This window comes from Nocardia sp. GTS18 (genome assembly GCF_013839555.1).
Classification (GTDB): domain Bacteria; phylum Actinomycetota; class Actinomycetes; order Mycobacteriales; family Mycobacteriaceae; genus Nocardia; species Nocardia rosealba.
In genome coordinates this window covers 34,397-51,030 of sequence record NZ_JACBIU010000012.1, presented here as the reverse complement: position 1 = coordinate 51,030, position 16,634 = coordinate 34,397, and the positions used below count along the sequence as shown (strand labels likewise).

The following is a 16,634-nucleotide window of genomic DNA, read 5'->3' as shown; positions in this document are numbered from 1 at the left end:
CTTGGGGTCGGCCCGCGGCGTGGTCGGGTGTCAGCTTTCGATGGCGGCGTGGAAGGCGACGGTGTCGAAGATGTCTTCCATTCGGGTGGCTTTGCCGTCGCGCATGGTCCAGGAGTGCAGGAAGGGCAAGGTGGTCGAGGTTCCGCTGCGGGCGATGACCTGGCGGGTGCCCAGGACGATGACGCGGTCGTTCTGTTCGATGAATTCGACCGGGTGGAGCACCATGCCGCCGAGGACCGACGGGACGCGAGCGAGGAACTCCTTGATCCCCTCGTGGCCGATCTTGGTTCCGCCCAGGCCGTATTTGTGCATGCCGTCCGGGTGCACCCACTCGACGTCGTCGTGCATGGCGGAGAGGATCTTGGCGACATCACGGGTCGCGAAACCCTCGTACGCGGTGCGGATCACCGCGATGTTCGGCGTCGTCACCTGAGTGTGGTTCATCGCGGCGTCACCTCACGGACGTGTGCGGGGTAGTGCGCGGCGAGGGTACGCCGGATTCCCTCGCGCCAGTCGACGGTGCACGGGCCGGTGAGGGAGCGGCGCATTTCGGGGTCGAACTGGTAGGTCTCGCGGGTGATCTCGGACGGGACGAGTTTCGCCTCGATGCCACTGAGTTCTTCGAGGTAACGGACGCAATCGGTGATCCCGACCGACTCGTCACCACCCCAGTTGACCACCCGGGCGGGTGCCGACGCCGCGTCCCACAGCGCGGGGACCTGGGCGACGAGGTCGTCGGTGTAGAGCAGCGAACACCAATTCTGGCCCTCGAGCGGAACCGGGATCGGCTCGCCGGCCAGCATCCGCTTGAAGTACAGCATGGGCACCCCGCCGTATCCGCCTGGGCCGTAGGCGATATTGAGGCGGGCGATCGTGGTCGGCAGTTCGAGTGTGTTCGCCAACGCTCGCACGGTGCCTTCGGCCGCGATCTTGCCGACCGGGTAGGTGGGCAGCCAGTCGGCGACACCGTCGATCGGGTCGGATTCACGATAGGCGTGGTCGAGGGTCTGCCGCTTGTACAGCGCGCCGGTCGACACGAACAGAAACGCCTCGGCGGTGCGGCAGTGGGTCATCAGCCGCGCGCACGCGGTGGAGTTGACGGTGAGCGCGTCTTCGAAATCGGTGCCGTCACCACGGTGAACCGCCGAGTGCAGCACATGGGTGAAATCGGTCGGCAGCTGCGCGTAACCCGCGGCCGTCGTGTCGTTCATGTCCCAGTGCTCGGTGATCACGCCGGCGGCGCGCAGTTCGTCCTCGACACCCGGTGTTCCGAAGCGGCCGAGGCACCAGACCTCGTTGTGGGCGGCGAGCGCCTCGGCGACCGGTCTGGCGACCTGCCCCGTGCCGCCGGTGATCAGAATCTTCTTGCCCTGCAACGTATTTCTCCCTATCGGTCGGCGTCGGCCTGTGCCAGCGCGCGGTCGAGTTCTTTGCGCAGAATGGACTGGAACGCGGTGACGTGCCGTGGTCCCATCAATGTGTAGTGCTCACCGGGCACATCGATGTAGCGGTTCGCCTCGGTGGTGAATTCGTCCCACCTGCGCAGTTCGTTGTCGATCCAGTCCTGTTTGGTGCCGCGCAACGGGACCGCGCAGAACACACTCATCGAGCGAACGGCGCCGCTCGGCGTGTACGTGCGGCCGAGACCGGTGAGCCCGTCGGCGAGTTCGGCCCACGCCGTGAACTTCGTCAGATCCAGGTCGAGTTCGGCGACGCGGTCGGGCGGGGCGAGTTCGATCAGGCGCGCGAGCTGGTTCCCCTTGGACAGCGCTCGCAGTTCGGCGGGCAGTTCGACGGCCTGCCGCTTGGTGACCAGGTCGAGGAACATCGCGAGATTCGTCGCGGTCTCGGTGAAATCGAGCTCGTCCATGCGGTATTTGATGTGCGGTGGCAGGTTGAAGCTGCCGAGGAAATCGACCCGTTCCCCGTCGGCTTCGAGCCGCTTGGCGATCTCGAACGCTACCGCGGCGCCGAAGGAATAACCGGCCAGGGCATACGGACCGTGTGGTTGCCGCCGTCGGATGGCGCTCGTATAGACGTCGACCATCTCGTCGAACGTGTGGAACGGCTCCTCCCCCTTGTTGAAACCGCGGGCACGCAGCGCGTAGAACGGACGGTCTCCGACGAAGTACTTGGCCAGATTGACGAACACCAGCACCTCACCGACACCGGGGTGCACACAGAACAGCGGCGTTTTCGTACCACTGGTCTGCAACCCCACGATCGGATCGTAACGGCGCGGCCCGCCACCGCCCTCGTCCACGACAGCTGCCAGCTCCCGCACCGACGGTGCGGTCAGGATGGCGATGATCGGCAGGTCCGATACGCCGAAGCGGCGGGCGATCTGCTGCTGCAGCCGAAGAATGTCCAGTGAGGTGCCACCGAGGTCGAAAAAGCTGGCCGTGGCGCTGATTTCGGTTGCCGGAACATCGAAGAGCTCCGCGTAGACATCGGTCAGGATCGACTCGGTACCCCCCTGCGGTGCCGAGTATCCGCCGAGCTGGCGGGTCGTGAGTGCCGCGGTGTCGGCGATGACGCGGTCGTAGCCGCCTGATTCGAGCTGTTGGCGCATGCGCGGCCGCAAGGTCTTGCCCAGGCTCGTCTTCGGGAAGTCCGCTTTGCTCAGGGGCAGAATGAATCCGGGGCGGAACCCGCACAGCAACACCACCGTGGAACGGACGGCCGTCAGTAGGCGATGCAGGTCGGCTTCGTCGGCGGTCTCGGCGTGCAGGGCGATCACGAGCTGTTCGGTGTCACTGCCGGGGCGACGCGTCGGGAACGCGGCCACATAGCCACGGGCGATGCCGTCGAGTTCTTCGACGGCCGTTTCGATCTCGTGGCTGAAGTAGTTCACGCCGTTGACGATGATGCTGTCCTTGCTGCGACCGACCAGCGTGAGCCGGCCGTCGGCCAACCGCCCGAGGTCGCCCGTGCGGAACCAGCCGTCGGCGGTGAATGCCGCGCGGGTGGCCTCGTCGTTGTTGAAGTAGCCGCGGGTGACCATGGGGCCGCGCAGCTGCACCTCCCCCGCCGCGCCCGCAGGCAGCGGTCGCCCGTCCTGGTCGGCCACCCGCAGCTGTAATCCGGGCACCGGATGTCCGACGGCGGCGAACTCCTGCCCGGTGTCGGCCCTGGGGAAGTCGCGATTGTAGATACTTCCCGCGCAGGTCTCGGTCATCCCGAACGCCGGCCACAGCGCGGTCTCGCGTAGACCATAGGCGGCAAAGGTGTCGAGGAACCGTGTTCCGGTCGCGACCACATTGGCTTCGCCGCCGCTCACGATATGCCGCAAGCAGCTCAGGTCGAGACGGGCGCCGTCGACGTCGGGTTCGAACAGCGTATTCAGTTGTCCGAGCAGGAAATTGGGTGTGAAAGTCATGGTCACCCGGTGGCGGGAGACGATCCGCAGGAATTCCATCGGATCGTCGGCCACGACCTCACTCGGCGCATGGATCTGTCGCGCACCGCAATACAGCGGCAGCAGATGCGTTTCGAGCAGGGCCGCGACGTGATCGAACGAGATCCAGTTGAAGGTGATGTCGTCGGGATTCAGCTGCTGTACGGCGGCTTTGGCTGCCATGGAGCTGAGCAGATTGCCGTGGGTGAGTGTCACAGCTTTGGCGTTTCCGGTGGATCCGGAGGTGAGGACCAGCAGCGCGAGGTCGTGGGCGGAGGCGAGGTACGGGGTGGGCTCGTGTTCGCCGGTGCGCAACGATTCCACCGTCACCGTCGCCAACCCGGGAACCGCGGGCATGGTGTCGTCGATCGACTGTGACGTCACCACGAGTGGGCGTTCCAGCAATTCGTCGACATGACGCAACGCGCTCGCCCAGCGGGTCGGATCGGTGGGCTGGGCGACCATCGGGCACGGCACGAACCCGCCGAGGAAACACGCCCACAGCACGGTGACGAAGTCTTCGTGATCATCGAGCAGGAGAGCGACTTTCGACTGCGGGCGCAACCCGCGGTCGCGCAACGCGCCGGTGAGCGACAAGGCCTCGTCGAGCAGTTGGGGATATGAACGGTGCACCCGCACGGTCGGTCCGTCGCCGGTGCGCTGCAGGTAGGTCGTGCCGCTCGTGGGATGGTGCCGGGCGGCGTGCAGGAGAATCTGAGCCACCGACCCGGCGTCGTTGACCGCGTGGGGTACAGGAATGGTCGAAATATTCGATGTAGCAGTCATTGTGCCTATCCACTGATCAGAGTTGCGCCGCGGCGCGATATTCAGGCGGTGGCGAAGACCTCGTCGTACTCCAGCCGTGGCAGCCGTCCCATCCAGGCGTCCGGGCCCGGCTTGCCGATATTGATGACGCACAGCGGGACATGCCTGCCGTCGGGGAAGAACTCGCGTCGCACGGCGTCGCCGGCGAAGCCGACCATCGGGCCCGCGGCCAGACCCGCGGCGCGAATGCCGACGATGAGGTAGGCCACCTGCAGCGCGGCGTTGAACGTGGCCGAGGGCTCACGGACCGCCGGATCGGCGAAGACGTTCTGCGGGTTCTCCATGAACGGAACCAGTTTGGGCAGCTCGTCGTGGAAGTCGAGGTCGGCCGCGAGAACGACCGTCAGCGGCGCCCGCGCGGTCTTGTCCTTGTTGCGGTCGGTCATCGCCTCGACCAGCTTCGACTTCGCTTCGTCCGACCGCACGAGGACACCGCGCAGCGGTTGCTGGTTCATCGAGGTCGGCCCGAACTTCACGAGTTCGTAGACAGCCCGGAATTGCTCGTCGGTCACCGGTTCGTCGGTGAATGTGTTGGCGGTGCGGGCAGCGCGGAACAACATGTCCTGCGCCGCCGCGTCGAGCGCCAGTAGATCGGTTGATGTCGCCGTCATGAATCCTCCGCGGCTCGAGTTACTTAGACTAGTCAGTCCAGTCCAGTAAATAGTAGATAGACTGGCTCGTCCACCCGTAATCTTGGTGACCCAGGCCACTCATCCGTGAAAGGCGCCGACGGACATGTCGACATCGGCAACGCGATCGACCGGACCCGGCGGCCGCCCCCCAGGGGGCGATCCGGGTAAGCGTCGAGCCATCCTCGACGCCGCGATCGACACATTCCTGCGCGACGGCTACGAGCGGGCAACCCTCGACGTGATCGCCGAACGGGCCGGCGTGGCAAAACAGACCGCCTACAACCATTTCGGCGACAAACAGACCCTGTTCCTGGCCGCGGTCGAGCACGAACGGGCCCAGGTGGCAGCGACCTTCGGGACCGCGATCGCCGGGCCGGATCGCACCGACGTCACCGCCGCGCTCGTCGAGATCGGCCACCGCGTCCTGCGGGTGCTGCTCGACGAGCGGGCGTCCGCACTGCGCCGTCTCATCATCAGCGAGGTGGCCCGGATCCCGTCACTGCGCCCCGCCTGCGCCGACGGCGAACCGAAACAGCTGGTGGCCCAGATCGCCGACCTGCTGCGTTCCCGCAGCGAACTCGACGTCGAGGATCCCTCGACCGCGGCCCGTCAGTTCGTCTCGCTTCTCGTCCAGCAGGGTCTGCACGCGTCGATGTACGGCACGATCCCGCTCCCCCGCACCGAGGCCGAGACCATCTGCACCGAGGCCGCCAACCTGATCGTGCGCGCTTTCCGCACCGCTCCGTGACCCTCCCGACCCTCGCCGACAGCAAGGTGACCCACGACGCGAGACGCGGCTGCCACGGCCGCCCCATTTCGAGCGCGTCGACCTGGTGTCGAGGGGTAACCTGTTCAATCGATACAGTCGTCGGATCCGGCGAGGTCGGATCCGGAATCGGAAGTCGGTAAGCCCCATGGTCTCCGCATCGGAGTTGGAAGAACTGGCCCGCCAAGCCGAGGTCGACGGCACCGCTCCTAGAGTCGGTGTGATCATCGAACGCGACGGAACAGTCCTACTCCTGGAGCGTCACGACAGTGGTCCGGTCAAGGTCCCGCTGAAGCTTCCCGGGGCCACGGTGAAGCCGGGCGAAACCCTCGCCGCGGCGGTGACGCGTGGGGTGCGCGAGGAAACAGGGCTTGTCGTCACCGGGATCCGCCATCACGTCGGCGATTTCGACTACCTGTCCCCCGACGCACACCGCGTCCGCCGACTGCATTTCGCCGTGGATGTCGCGGCGTTCGAACCGATTCAGCTCACCGCCCATGCGCGGTACGCCTGGACGCCACTCGACGGCCACCTCCCGGTGACATCCTCCATCCGCGGCATCCTCGGTACGTACCGCGAACTCCGGGGACGCGCCGCAATGTCGTGAGATGGATCCCCACTCCGGCGCCTAGCCCGGCACCGACTCCGCAGCCCTCGTAGGACGCCCCTCGACGAATGGCTCCGCCACCCCGTCGGCATCGACTGCGGCAACCGTCGTGGTCTGCGGCGCCGCGACGGCGTGCGCAGCGGTGGCAACACCGACGTACACCGTCGACTCCACCAGAGATAGACCGATGGCACGAACCTCTCCCGCACCGCACGACGCGCGGCGCCCGTCCTCCGGTGATCAGGCCGCTGAGGCGTCCGGGGTGTGCCTGCCGGCGCGGGCCTGCAGGTCCTTGTCGATCTGCGCGAAGTCGCGGTCCTTGGTCTCGGGGACCCGGCGGTAGACGAATATCAAGGCCACCAGGCAGATCACGGCGAAGATCAGGAAGACGGGTCCTGATCCGATCGCCCCGGTGAGGGGCAGGAAGGCCGTCGACATGATGAAGTTCGACAACCAGCTCACCGCTGAGCCCGCACCCGAGCCCTGTGCCTGCACGTCGGGTGGGAAGACCTCCGCGAGGATCACCCAGAACACCGGGCCCATCCCGATGGCGAAGGACGACACGAACACCAGCATGCACACCAGCAGGATCACCGAACCGAGATCGACGATGAACGAGACACCGAGCAGTGCCACCGAGATCCCCATTCCGACCAGGGAAATCAGCAGCAGCGGTCGGCGTCCGAGCCGGTCGATCAAGCGCAGCGAGACGAATGTCATGGCGAGATTGACGATGCCGATGATGACCGAATACACGATCGAGTTCGAGGCGCTGAGACCGGTCTCCTCCATGATCGTCGGCGCGTAGTAGAGCACGGTGTTGATGCCGACGAACTGCTGCAGGACGGCGAGTCCGAGCGCGACGATCAGCGCGGGGCGGACCCGGGGCGCCAGCAGCACGCGCCAGCCCTTCTGCTCGGGACTGTTGTCCTGTTTCCGAAGCCGCTGGCGTTCGGCTTCCTGGTGGCGGTAGTGCTCGATCACCTTCTCGGCGCCCGCTGCACCGACGACCGAGCCGATGGTGGTTCGTGCTTCGTCGATACGCTTCTGCGCGATCAGCCAGGTGGGCGTTTCCGGCAGCCGTTTCACGATCAGCACCAGCAAGACGGCCGGAATCGCGCCGACCCAGAACATCGCACGCCAGTCGCCGCTACCGCTGAAGGCGAGGTTCACGAGGTAGGCGACCAGCATGCCGACCGTCTGCAGCAGCTGATTGAGCGTGAGCATTCGACCGCGGATCTGCGGCGGCGAGATCTCACCCAGATAGGTGGGAACCAGTGCCGAGGCGATGCCGACACCGAAGCCCATGACCAGGCGGCCGAGGACGAGCAGGGGGAATCCCGTCGCCAGCGCCGACACGATGAAGCCGACCGCGAACAGCAGCCCGGCGCCGCCGAGCACCATTTTGCGGCCGAATCGGTCCGCGAGCCCGCCGGTGAACATGGCCGCGACCAGCGCGCCGAGCAGCAGAATACTTGTCACCAGGCCCTGTTGGGCGTCGTGGAGGTCGAGATCGCCTCGGATGTAGAGCAACGCACCGGAAATGACGCCCGTGGCGTAGCCGATCATGAAGGTGGCGAGGTTGATCCACAGTCCCCACCGAGCGACCATGCGCAATCCCGCGCTGGGAACGTCGAGTTGCGAATTCTCCGAACTCGTCATCTCATTCCCCCTGGCCGGGGAGCCCGGTCGGAGCCCAGCCCTCGGGGCCGGTGCTGCCTGCCGCGTATTCCCCTATCGGCACCCGGTTTTCGCGCCAAGCCTGGCGGACCGGCTCGATGATGCGCCAGCACTGGACGGCCATGTCGCCACGGACCGACAGCGGTGGGATGCCCTCGATCACGCCCCGGAGTACTTGGCCGTAGGGCGGCAGCATGCCCGCGCCGAACTCTCCGGCCAAGCTCACCGGATCGATCTCGAACGAGTCGCCCGGCCCGCTGATGTTCACGTCGAGCCCGAAGGTGTTGGCGCCGAGGGGTATTCCGATGTGGAGCCGGTTGGGTTGCGGGCTGCCGGTCATGCCGACCGGTACTTGCTGCGGCGGCTTGAAGGTGACCGTCACCTCGGTGCGCGGTGAGCCGAGCGCTTTGCCCGAGCGCACCCGGAACGGCACCCCCGCCCAGCGCCAGGTATCGACCGCGAGCACCAGTTCGGCGAAGGTCTCGGTATTGCGGGAACCGTCGATGCCGTCCTCGTCCACGAAGGAGGGCACCTGGCGGCCGTCGATCTCACCCGCGGTGTAGCGGGCGCGGCGACTGTATTCGATCGGGTCGTCGTCCCAGATCCGGGTGGCCCGCAAGATCTGGGCCTTCCCGTCGCGTACGGCGTCTCCGTGCAGGGACGGCACGGGCTCCATCGCGAACAGCGACAGCACCTCGAGCAGGTGGCTCTGGATCATGTCCGCCAGCGCGCCGGTGCCGTCGTAGAAGGCGGCCCGGCCTTCCAGCGTCAGGCTCTCGTCGAAGACCACGTCCACGCTGTGCACGTGCTGGTTGTTGAGCAGGGGTTCGATCATGCGGTTGGCGAACCGCACGCCCAGGATATTGAGGACGGTCGACATGGCGACGAAGTGGTCGATCCGGTGCACATGGTCTTCCGGAACCAGCTGTGTCACCAGTTCGTTGAGCGCGGCGGCGCTCTCGGCGTCACTGCCGAACGGCTTCTCGATCGCCAACCGGGTGCCTTCGGGCAGGTCCAATCCGGTGAGCACGCGGCAGACCTTCTCGGTGACGGCCGGCGGCAGCGCGAAATAGATGATCAGCTGACCCGAGCACGAGTCGAGCAACGCGCGCAGATCGTTCTCGTTGGTGGCATCGGCCCTGACATAGCGGGTGGTCGCGACGACGGCTTCCACCTGCGGTCCGCGCGCGTCCACCGTCGCGAAGGACTCGGTGACCTGCGCCCGCCAGCGGTCGTCGTCCCAGCTTTCCACCGCACTGCCGACGAGCTGAAGCTTGTCCACACTGCCGGTGGTCAACAGCGCGCCGAGGCCCGGCAGCAGCAGCCGCGCGGTCAGATCGCCGCTCGCACCGAGAATCACCAGCGTCTGATCACGTGAACCGTTCGCACCAGTTGTCGAGTCCGAGGTCATAGTCCTTCGCTCCTGTCGTGCGTATTGCGACGAGCAACGCGGCCTGCAATGCCGATCCGACCCTGCGCCCACAGCGGAGCGCCTCCTGCTTGAACTTGCGCGGGACAACTCTATGTTGCCGATGGACCCGGCGCCGGGAGGTCGTGAGCAGCGCGTCACCGGGTGCACGAAACGGCGTGAAGCCGATCAGCGCGACCCGGGTTCCGTTGACCGCGACCATTCATACTCGCGTTCGACATGGCATATCCGCGCCCGGTAGCCGAGATAGAACCGCTCGCGTCCCTGGCGCTGCGCTGCGACATGTGCGACGTTCTCACGCCAGCTCCGTAGGGCATCCAGGTCACGCCAATACGACACGGTGATGCCGCAGCCCGCGTCTCGGGCGAACTCCATGCCCAGGTAGCCGTCGACCTGTGCTGCGAGGTCCGCCATTTCCGCTGCTGCTTCGACGTATCCAGCCAAGTCCGCGGTATCGGCCGACAGGGCCGTGGTCAAAATCGCTGCATAGTAGGGCGGGGCGGTGGTGCGGACGAATGGCAAGTCGCCTTGCCACGACGTCATGACCTCTTCCTTTCAACGGCTCTGCGCCGGTAGACAACACAACGGGTGGTCGCTGGGTGATGATCCACCCGCGACGGTTCAACGGCGACGCGCGGCCATCTGCGGTGGGGGTGCGCCAGAATCGAAGACATGGGTACCGCATCGGCAGTTGCTGTCGCCGTCGTGTTCGTCTGGCTCGGCATGGTGCTGGCCATCTCGTTTCTCGAGGCGCCGCTCAAGTTTCGCGCACCGAACGTGACCCTCGCGATCGGGCTCGGTATCGGCAGGATCGTTTTCCGTGCGCTCAATATCGTCGAAACCTGTTGGGCGGCAGTTCTTGTGGTTACGTTGGCGCTCGGCCTTCCCGACGTCGCGGCAGGTTGCGCTGTCGCTGTCGCGGTGATCGCCCTCGCCGTCCAGGTGATCGCCGTCCGTCCGCGACTGAGCCGTCGCAGCGACGCGGTGTTGGCCGGGCTCGATGCACCGCGCTCACTCGGCCATTACGGCTATATCGCGCTGGAAGTGGTGAAAACGGTCGCGCTGCTCGTCGCGGGTATCGCCCTGCTGATTTCCGCCTGACACCTCGCGGAAGGGCCGCCGCGAAGCCGCGATCGCACCTATTTCTTGGGGACCGAGGGCCACCAGACCTTGTCGCCCAGGAGTTCGAACAGGGCCGGGACCACCAGGGTTCTGACCACGAAAGTGTCGAGCAGGATGCCGATGCCGACGACGATGCCGAGCTGGGTGAGGGTGATCAACGGCAGTACGCCCAGGACGCAGAACACCGCGGCCAGTACCGCGCCCGCGCTGGTGATCACCGCGCCGGTGGATGCGACGGCGCGGACCATGCCCTGGGTGGTGCCGTGGGTCGCGGCCTCCTCACGCGCTCTGGTCACCAGGAAGATCGTGTAGTCCACGCCGAGTGCGACCAGGAACAGGAAACCGAACAGTGGCACGTTGGTGTCCAAAGCCGGGAAGCCGAACACGGTGCCGCTGATCCAGCTGCCCGCACCGAGGGCGGCGAGCGCGCTCAAGACCGTGACGCCGACGAGCAGCACCGCCGCCGGGACCGCGCGCAAAAGGGCAAGCAACACCAGCAGAACGACGACCAGGATCAGCGGGATCACCAGTCCCTGGTCCCGGCGCGCGGCGTCGCGGATATCGAGGGCCTCGGCATCGGAGCCGCCGACGAGCGCTTCACCGTTGGGGATCGCGCCGAGTGCCGACCGCATCGCCTCGACGGTGGTGAACGCGTCGGCCGAGCCGGGCGGCGCGTCGAGGACCACCGACCACCGCGTCGTACCGGTGTCGGAGTTTCCGGTTCGGGTCGCCCGTGAAATCCCTGGCACCGTATCGAGCTCGGCCTGCACCGACGGTGCGGCCGCCGTGCGGGCGATCACGACGGCGGGGTCGGCGGAGCCGGAGGGGAAGTGTTCGGCCAAGGTCTGTAGTCCGTCGACGGATTCGGCTTCGACCCGGAACTGCTCGGTGCGTGACAGGCCGATGTCGGTGGTCGCGAGACCTGCGGCGAAGACCACAAGGACCGCCGACGCGACACCGGCGACGAGGGCCGGGCGGCGCACCACACGCATGGCGACGTTCGCCCAGATGCCGTGCTCGGCCGGGTCACGACCGTCGGCGTGCGGCACGAACGGCCAGAAGATCTTTCGCCCGCACAGCGCCAAGGCCGGGGGCAGGGCGAAGAGGACGAAGATCAACGCGACGACGAGTCCGGCCGCCGCGAACGCACCGAGGCTGCGCGTGTTCGGCAGCGCGGCCAGCAGCAGAGTCAGCAGTGCGAGCACAACGGTGACATTGCTGGCCAGGATGGCGGGCGCGGCATGGCGCACGGCGGCGCGCAGAGCGTCGCGATGGTCGTCGTGGCGATGCAGTTCGTCGCGGTACCGGGAGACGAGCAACAGTGCGTAGTTCGTGCCCGCGCCGAAGACCAGGACGCTGGTGATACCGGAGGTCGAGCCGTCGAAGGTGAGACCGGTGAGCTGGGCCAGTGCGGTGCCGACGCTGGTGGCGACGCGGTCGGCCAGGCCGACGACCGTCAACGGGACGAGCCAGAGCACCGGTGAGCGGTAGGTGAGGATCAGCAACACCATCACCACGAGCGCTGTGACGATCAGCAACAGGGTGTTGGCACCGGAGAAGGAGTCGGCGATGTCGGCGCCGAAGGCGGGACCGCCGGTCACTTGCACGCGCAGCGGTTCGGGCAGGTCCGTGGTGAGGGTAGTGCGCAGTTCGTCGACGCGATCGGTCAGCGCGAACCCGTTGAGGTCCGCAGGCACCGGGATCTGAGCGATGGCGGCGCGGCCGTCGGGCGCCGGGACGACGCGCGGACCGCCCGACGCGGAGACCTCGGCCCGAGTGAGCGCGGCCTCGAGTGCGGCCAGGTCGGGCGGGGTGAGCACGCCGTCATCGGTGCGGGTCGCCACCAAGATCGCGGCGGCTTCGTCCGCGCCAGGGAAGTCGTCGGCGGCAGCGGCGGCCCGAGCGGATTCCGCCGAGGACGGCAACGACACCGGAGCCTGCCCGGCGCTCTGGTTGCTGCCCGCCGACGCGATGACAGCCATCGCGGCCACGAACACCGCGAGTAGCAGCGCCCACGATCGTCGCCCGGTCACCATCCGGGAGAACCGATCCCATCCCTGCCCTTCGCTGAGTCGCATCACGCGGACAACTATTTCAGAAACTTAACTATCTGACAATGTCAGCCCCCGGAAGCGACTAAGCTCGCAACCGGATCGAGAGGAGACATGCGTTGGGTGACCAGACCATCGAGGACACCGATCCGGCTCGCGACCGGTCGGAGCTGGAAACCGAGATCGCCCGCGATCTGCGCGCGCTGACCGCGGTCTCCGAACAGATCGGTCATGTCTTCGCGCGGTCGAACGATCTGCGCCCCAACGACTTCCGTGCCCTGATGCATGTGGCAACCGCACAGGCCGAAGGCGCACCGGTGACCGCGGGGCGGCTGAGCACACTGATGGGTATTTCCGCGCCCGCGGTCACCTACCTCGTCGAGCGGATGATCGAATCCGGCCATCTCGAGCGAGTACCCGACGCCACGGACCGCCGACGAGTGCACCTCGGCTACACCGACCACGGCATGTCCGTGGCGGCCGGATTCTTCGAGCCACTCAGCACCCGCACCCGAGCTGCGATGGCCGAGCTGCCCGCTGCCGATCTCGAGGCTGCCCACCGAGTGTTCGTCGCGATCACCGGCGCGCTGCGCGATTTTCACAGCGAGTTACCGGCGCAGACCGACCGCTGAGCCCGTCGCCGACGTCGGGCTCGGCTCGCCGACCGCGCCTCCACCGCTCGTCCGCCGCCCACAGCGTCGTTGGGCTCGATCCGCGCACCGCCGTGCCACATGCCTGCCGTGGCCGATGTCGGTGGCAGACTCGAACGGTGGTGACAAAGCAGTGGGGTGACACCGAGAATCGGCAGTGGATTCTTCGGCGCAGGCCAGAAAACATATTGAGCGACAACGACTTCGAATTGCAGCATGCGCCCGTACCCGAACCCGGTCCGATGGAGGCGCTGGTGCGGGTGCGGTGGCTGGGGATCGACGCTACTCAGCGGGGTTGGCTCAACGAGGAAGCCGGGTATATCGAGCCGGTGCCGCTGGACACGGTGATGCGTGGCAGCGGTGCCGGTGAGGTTGTGGCCTCGAACAACCCTGACTATCCCGTCGGGTCCTGGGTGGTGGGGATGGTCGGGTGGCAGGACTACGTCATCGCCGGTGGGCAGGGATTGTTCGGCTTGAACGTGGTTCCCGACGGTATCGACCCGAAACTGATGCTGAGTGCGTTCGGGGTGAACGGGCTCACCGCCTACTTCGGGATGGTCGATATCGGCAAACCCGAAGTCGGCGACACCGTCGTGGTTTCCGCGGCTGCCGGTTCCACCGGGTCACTGGCCGGGCAGATCGCCAAGGCCCTGGGTTGTCGGGTGATCAGGATAGCCGGGGGTCCGGCCAAATGTGCCTGGCTGACCGAGACTGCGAAGCTCGACGTCGCCATCGACTACAAGCACGACAACGTGGCCGAGCGGCTGGCCGAGGCTGCGCCGGACGGTATCGATGTCTTCTTCGACGGTGTCGGCGGCACCATCCTGGAGGCCGGCCTGGCCAACCTGGCGAGGAGCGCGCGGGTGGTGCTGTGTGGCGGCATCGCCTCCGGCTATACCGCGACCGCTCCGGCGGCCGGGCCCCGCAACTACATGGAGCTGGCCATGCGTCGCGCGCGCATGGAGGGCTTCATCTTCCTCGACTACGTCGAGCGTTTCCCCGAGGCGTTCGAGCGGCTGACGACCTGGCATGCCGACGGTGCGCTCGTGGTCGCCGAGAACATCGTCGACGGTCTCGAATCCGCGCCGAGCGCGCTGCGCGGCCTGTTCGGCGGCGCCAATATCGGCAAGCAACTCGTGCGCATCGATACATAGGGAGATCGCCGGAATCGGCAGGAACGAGGTGGCTATGCCGTCGGGTCCAAGGGTGAGTCGATGAGTGACGGTACGACGCTGCGGTCCTGGTGGAAGGACCCGGTCGACTACCGCTGGCTGGTGCGCACCCTCGCCGCTCGCTCGGCGCTGCTGCCGCTGAAGGTGCTGATGGGCACCGCCGGTGCGGGGATCGCGGTCATGGGTCTGGTGATCGCGGGCACGCCTGCGGGGCCGCCCGTCGCGGCGTCCGTTGTCGGAGTTCTGGCGGGCGCGCTGTGGGCCGCGCGCTGGTGGCTGCTGCCCTGGCCAGGCAGAACGGAGTCGCTGGTCCTGATCGCCTGCGCCGATCTGCTGTTCACGATCGAGTTCCTCCAGGTGCACAACCGCCTGTTCGGCGCCATGGGTGCCGTACTACTGCTGGCGACCGGCAGTTATCTGAGCTTCTTCCACAGCGCACGGGCGGTGGCCGCGCATTCGGCCTGGTCGGTGCTGTCGGTGGTGGTGCTGTCCGTGCGGATCGCGACGGGCGGGGACGGCGTCACCCTCGCGGTCGCGGTGGGTCTGCTGCTGGCGACGGTGATCACCGCGGTGCCCGCGTTCCAGCTGCTGTACTGGCTGCTGCGCATCGAGTCGCTCTCGGACCCTCTCACCGAACTGCTCAACCGGCGGGGCCTCGAGAACCGGCTCCCCCGACTCGTCGAGGACCATCGCGCCGTCTGCGTCATCTCCTTCGACCTGGACCGGTTCAAGAGCGTCAACGACACCTGGGGCCACCGCATCGGCGACATCGTGCTGATGCGAACCGCCCGGCGTCTGCGCGAGGCCACTCCGGATTCGGCGGTGGTGGCGCGGACCGGCGGCGAAGAGTTCGTCGTGGCCGCTCCGATCGCGGCGGCCGACGCCCGCGAGGTCGCCGAACACCTCTGCCGGGTGGTCGCCGCGCCCTCGGATAGCGAGGTGGGCGTGACAGCCAGCATCGGCGTCGCGGTCTTCGACGCGACGGCCTGCCCGCACTGCCCACGCCCCACCCCCGACCGCTTGCTGCAGTGCGCCGACGCGGCGATGTACCAGGCGAAACAGTCCGGTGGAAACCTGGTCGTGCTCGACGACCTCACCCGGCCGCCCGGGCACTCCCACACCCCGGACGGGGAATGAACCGGGAATTGCCGCTGCCGAGGGCGGTGCGCACCACGGCGATCAGCCGGAAAGCGCAGGAATGCGGGCGATCTCGCGGCCGATCCGGGTGAGAAGTCGGCTGGTCAGGTCCGGGTCTTCGGCGGTGTTCGAGTCGGTGTAGTCGCCGAGAGAGTAGACGGCCGTGAAACCGGCTCGGTGCCAATGGTCGCGGGGCAGGGTGTTGCGGCCGGCGACCGCGACGACGGGGGTGGGGTGGGCGCGGCCGGCCAGAACCGCAAGGAGTTTTCCGTGGGCGGTCTGCTCATCGATGCTGCCCTCGCCGGTGATCACCAGGTCGACATCGGGCAGGTGGCGGTCGAATCCGAGCAGTTCGAGAAAGAATTCGGCACCGGAGACCATGGTGCCGCCGAGCAGCAGGGCGGCGAAGCCGATCCCGCCCGCGCTGCCCGCACCAGGCGAGACCGCGACAGCCGCCGCGTCCGGATAGCCGCTGCGGACGAAAGCGCGGACCAGGTTGCCCAGTCCGTCGTCGAGAAACCGGACGTCGGACTCGGTGGCGCCCTTCTGCGGGCCGTACACGGCGGCTGCACCGTCCGGTCCTAGCAATGGGTTGGTGACATCGCTCGCGACCACGATGTCCACCTCGCTCAACCGGACCGCCCGCGACGAGTCGACCGTGTGGACGCGGGCGAGACTCCGCCCACACGCGCGCAATCGCTGTCCACTCGCGTCGGCGAAGGTGAAGCCGAGCGCGGTGAGCATCCCCATCCCACCGTCGGTGCAGGCGCTGCCGCCGAGCGCGAGAACCAGGCGTTGCGGCCGGTGCCGCAGCGCCTGCGAGATCGCTTGTCCCACACCGAGACTGCTCGCGTCCAGCGGCAGCATTCGGCCGTTCGGCAGGGTGGCGAGGCCGCAGGTGCTCGCGACCTCGACCACGGCGGTGCCGTCGCCGACGGCGATCCGCGCGTACGTCGGGGTTCCCGACGCCGCGGCCACTGTCACCGGATACGGCGTGAAACCGGCCGTGACCGCCGCGTCGACGCTCCCGTCGCCGCCGTCGGCCATCGGCATCCGCAGGCTGTCGATCCCCGCCTCCGCCAAGCCGTCGGCCAGGCGGTCGGCGACCTCGGCCGCGGTGAGGCTTCCTTTGAATTTGTCCGGGGCGACCAGAACCCTCACGCGGT

The 16,634-nt window shown here is 67.3% G+C and carries 15 protein-coding genes; 6 read left to right on the top strand and 9 right to left on the bottom strand.

All coding sequences use genetic code 11. The annotated features are described in order from the left end of the window. Positions 1-30: 30 nt before the first annotated feature. From HYG95_RS13340 to HYG95_RS13325, 4 genes are read right to left on the bottom strand one after another with little or no spacing between them, the layout of a single operon-like run. Complete coding sequence (locus HYG95_RS13340; RefSeq protein WP_220139399.1) at positions 31-444, bottom strand: nuclear transport factor 2 family protein; 414 nt, start codon at positions 442-444, stop codon at positions 31-33. Then, complete coding sequence (locus tag HYG95_RS13335) at positions 441-1,376, bottom strand: NAD(P)-dependent oxidoreductase (RefSeq protein ID WP_181698274.1); 936 nt, start codon at positions 1,374-1,376, stop codon at positions 441-443. The genes HYG95_RS13340 and HYG95_RS13335 overlap by 4 nt, the downstream gene beginning before the upstream one ends. A gap of 11 nt (positions 1,377-1,387) precedes the next feature. Further along, positions 1,388-4,183: a non-ribosomal peptide synthetase gene (locus tag HYG95_RS13330; protein ID WP_181698273.1), complete on the bottom strand. Its 2,796-nt coding sequence runs from the start codon at positions 4,181-4,183 to the stop codon at positions 1,388-1,390. Between the two features lie 41 nt (positions 4,184-4,224). Further along, a complete protein-coding gene (locus HYG95_RS13325) occupies positions 4,225-4,833 on the bottom strand; it encodes a malonic semialdehyde reductase (RefSeq protein WP_181698272.1) in 609 nt (202 codons plus the stop codon). A 124-nt stretch (positions 4,834-4,957) separates the two neighbouring features. Between HYG95_RS13325 and HYG95_RS13320 the strand changes: the two genes are divergently transcribed. Both HYG95_RS13320 and HYG95_RS13315 read left to right on the top strand, forming a co-directional pair. Next, complete coding sequence (locus HYG95_RS13320; protein WP_181698271.1) at positions 4,958-5,602, top strand: TetR/AcrR family transcriptional regulator; 645 nt, start codon at positions 4,958-4,960, stop codon at positions 5,600-5,602. 166 nt (positions 5,603-5,768) lie between these two features. Beyond that, on the top strand, positions 5,769-6,227 hold the full coding sequence (locus HYG95_RS13315; RefSeq protein WP_181698270.1) for an NUDIX hydrolase: 459 nt from the start codon (positions 5,769-5,771) through the stop codon (positions 6,225-6,227). 240 nt (positions 6,228-6,467) lie between these two features. On the opposite strand, the gene HYG95_RS13310 is transcribed toward HYG95_RS13315, so the two are convergent. The 3 genes from HYG95_RS13310 to HYG95_RS13300 all read right to left on the bottom strand — a co-directional run bounded on the left by HYG95_RS13310 (position 6,468) and on the right by HYG95_RS13300 (position 9,879). Continuing rightward, on the bottom strand, positions 6,468-7,889 hold the full coding sequence (locus tag HYG95_RS13310) for a sugar porter family MFS transporter (RefSeq protein WP_181698269.1): 1,422 nt from the start codon (positions 7,887-7,889) through the stop codon (positions 6,468-6,470). Position 7,890: 1 nt separating this feature from the next. After that, on the bottom strand, positions 7,891-9,318 hold the full coding sequence (locus HYG95_RS13305) for a glucose-6-phosphate dehydrogenase (protein WP_181698268.1): 1,428 nt from the start codon (positions 9,316-9,318) through the stop codon (positions 7,891-7,893). A 186-nt stretch (positions 9,319-9,504) separates the two neighbouring features. Continuing rightward, a complete protein-coding gene (locus HYG95_RS13300; RefSeq protein WP_181698267.1) occupies positions 9,505-9,879 on the bottom strand; it encodes an antibiotic biosynthesis monooxygenase in 375 nt (124 codons plus the stop codon). 129 nt (positions 9,880-10,008) lie between these two features. Here HYG95_RS13300 and HYG95_RS13295 point away from each other — a divergent pair, with 129 nt between their 5' ends. After that, positions 10,009-10,437: a hypothetical protein gene (locus HYG95_RS13295; protein WP_181698266.1), complete on the top strand. Its 429-nt coding sequence runs from the start codon at positions 10,009-10,011 to the stop codon at positions 10,435-10,437. Positions 10,438-10,475: 38 nt separating this feature from the next. Here HYG95_RS13295 and HYG95_RS13290 read toward each other — a convergent pair whose 3' ends face one another. Next, positions 10,476-12,536, bottom strand: a complete 2,061-nt coding sequence (locus tag HYG95_RS13290) for an MMPL family transporter (RefSeq protein WP_181698320.1) — start codon at positions 12,534-12,536, stop codon at positions 10,476-10,478. 92 nt (positions 12,537-12,628) lie between these two features. Between HYG95_RS13290 and HYG95_RS13285 the strand changes: the two genes are divergently transcribed. The 3 genes from HYG95_RS13285 to HYG95_RS13275 all read left to right on the top strand — a co-directional run bounded on the left by HYG95_RS13285 (position 12,629) and on the right by HYG95_RS13275 (position 15,468). Then, positions 12,629-13,141, top strand: a complete 513-nt coding sequence (locus tag HYG95_RS13285; protein WP_220139398.1) for a MarR family winged helix-turn-helix transcriptional regulator — start codon at positions 12,629-12,631, stop codon at positions 13,139-13,141. A gap of 137 nt (positions 13,142-13,278) precedes the next feature. Next, complete coding sequence (locus HYG95_RS13280; RefSeq protein WP_370465782.1) at positions 13,279-14,313, top strand: NADP-dependent oxidoreductase; 1,035 nt, start codon at positions 13,279-13,281, stop codon at positions 14,311-14,313. A gap of 60 nt (positions 14,314-14,373) precedes the next feature. Continuing rightward, a complete protein-coding gene (locus HYG95_RS13275; protein WP_181698265.1) occupies positions 14,374-15,468 on the top strand; it encodes a diguanylate cyclase in 1,095 nt (364 codons plus the stop codon). A gap of 42 nt (positions 15,469-15,510) precedes the next feature. On the opposite strand, the gene HYG95_RS13270 is transcribed toward HYG95_RS13275, so the two are convergent. Next, positions 15,511-16,629: a glycerate kinase gene (locus HYG95_RS13270; protein WP_181698264.1), complete on the bottom strand. Its 1,119-nt coding sequence runs from the start codon at positions 16,627-16,629 to the stop codon at positions 15,511-15,513. Positions 16,630-16,634 lie beyond the last annotated feature (5 nt).